This is a genomic window from Streptomyces sp. DT190, assembly GCF_049846985.1.
Taxonomy (GTDB): Bacteria; Actinomycetota; Actinomycetes; order Streptomycetales; family Streptomycetaceae; genus Streptomyces.
The window spans coordinates 1-2,092 of sequence record NZ_JBNCNM010000057.1; the positions used below are offsets into that span (position 1 = coordinate 1).

At 69.5% G+C, this 2,092-nt stretch carries 2 protein-coding genes; both read left to right on the forward strand.

The genetic code is table 11. The features are described 5' to 3' along the window. Nucleotides 1-630, forward strand: a 630-nt coding sequence (locus ACPXCS_RS39545; protein ID WP_425952350.1) for a phosphopantetheine-binding protein, incomplete at its 5' end; no start/stop codon positions are given. An 11-nt stretch (nucleotides 631-641) separates the two neighbouring features. Then, nucleotides 642-2,092, forward strand: a 1,451-nt coding sequence (locus ACPXCS_RS39550) for a condensation domain-containing protein (protein ID WP_425952351.1), incomplete at its 3' end; no start/stop codon positions are given.

Consider the following 2,092-nt stretch of genomic DNA (forward strand, 5'->3'; position numbering starts at 1 on the left):
GGGCAGGTCGAGTACCTGGGCCGGACCGACTTCCAGGTCAAGATCCGCGGCTTCCGTATCGAACTCGGCGAGATCGAACACGCCCTGCTCGCACACCCGGACATCGACAACGCGGTGGCCGTGGTACGTGAGGACCGCGCCGGCGACCAGCGGCTGGTCGCCTACGTGGTGCCGGGCGCCGGCACGGCGGACACCGGCGTGGACCTCGCGTCCCTGACGGAACTGGCCCGGCAGTCCCTCCCGGAGTACATGGTCCCGTCGGCGATCGTCCCGCTCGCCGAGTTCCCCATGACCACCAGCGGGAAGCTGGACCGCAAGGCCCTGCCCGCACCCGACCACAGCGAGGTCGCGGCCGCCGGCCGAGGGCCGCGCAACCACAACGAGGAAGTGCTCTGCCGGCTGTTCGCCGAGCTGCTCGGCGTGGAGGAGGTCGGCATCGACGTCGACTTCTTCGCCCACGGCGGGCATTCACTGCTGGCCACCCGGCTCATCGGCCGTATCCGCAACGAACTCGACGTCGACGTGAAGGTCACGACGGTGTTCCGCAATCCGACGGTCGCCCAGATGGCGGCCCGGATCGAGAAGCTCGCCACGTCGAACCGCCCCCGGCTGCGACAGATCAACGTATAGGAGTAGCGTCGATGATCCCGTTGTCCTTTGCCCAGCGCCGGATGTGGTTCCTCCACCGCCTGGAAGGTCCGTCCGCGACCTACAACATCCCGTTCGCGCTGCGCCTGGACGGGGCGCTGGACACCGGGGCCCTGGCCTCGGCAGTGGCGGACGTCGTCACCCGGCACGAGAGCCTGCGCACCCTGGTCGTCGAGAACCCGGACGGTGTGCCGGAACAGCGGATCCTCTCCCCGGAGGAGGCGATCACGCCGTTCCGGGTCGTCGAGGTGACCGCGGAGGCCGTGGACGGCGCGATGCAGGAGGCCGTGGGCGAGAGCTTCGACCTGGAGAGGGAACTCCCGCTGCGGACCACCGTCCTCCGCGTCTCCCCGCAGGAGCACTACCTGGCGTTCGTGTTTCACCACATCGCCGCGGACGGGGCGTCGATGGCCCCCTTCCTGCGAGACCTGGTGTCGGCCTACACGGCCCGGCACAGCGGGAGCGCACCGCAGTGGGCTCCCCTGCCCGTGCAGTACAAGGACTACACGATGTGGCAGCGGCAGCTGCTCGGCGAGGACGGCGACCGGGAGAGCGTCGCCGCGCCCCAACTCGCGTACTGGCGCCAGGAGCTGGCCGAGGTACCGCAGCCGGTTCAGCTGCCGCTGGACCGGCCGCGGCCCACGGTGGCCGGTTACGACGGCGACCACGTCGACTTCCTGCTGGAGCCCGAGATGGTCGCCGGGCTCGGAAAGCTGGCCGCCGACCACGGTGCCACGGCCCCGATGGTGGTCCAGGCCGCACTGCTGGTGCTCCTGCAGAAGCTGGGCGCCGGCGAGGACGTGACGATCGGCAGTCCGATCGAGGGCCGCACGGACGAGGACCTGGCCGACCTGATCGGGTTCTTCGTCAACACCTGGGTGCTGCGCGCCGACCTCTCGAAGACCCCCTCGTTCGGCGACCTGGTCGAGCAGGTCCGGGACAAGGCACTCGCCGCGTACGACAACCAGGACGTGCCGTTCGAGCGGCTGGTGGAACTGCTCAACCTGGAGCGGTCCACCTCCTACCAGCCGCTGTTCCAGGTGATGCTGGCCTGGCAGTTCGTGTGGCCGGAGATCGAGATGCCGGACCTGCGGGTCTCACTCGTCCCGGCCGGTACCGACACCGCCAAGTTCGACCTGTTCTTCAACATCGTCCCGTCGGCGTCCGGACGCGCCTACGGGCGGCTCGAGTACGCCACGGAACTGTTCGACCACACCACGGCCGTCGACATCGTCACCCGCCTGGTACGCATCCTGGAACAGGCGGTCGCCGACCCGGAGGTGCGTCTCGGGGACATCGACGTGTTGTCGGTGGTGGAGCGGGAGTGGTTGGTGCGTGGGGTCAATGACACGGTGCGTCCGGTGGCTGTGGGGACGTTGCCGGGTGCGTTCGAGGCGCAGGTGGTGCGTGATCCGGGTCGGTTGGCGGTGGTCGGTGAGGGCGA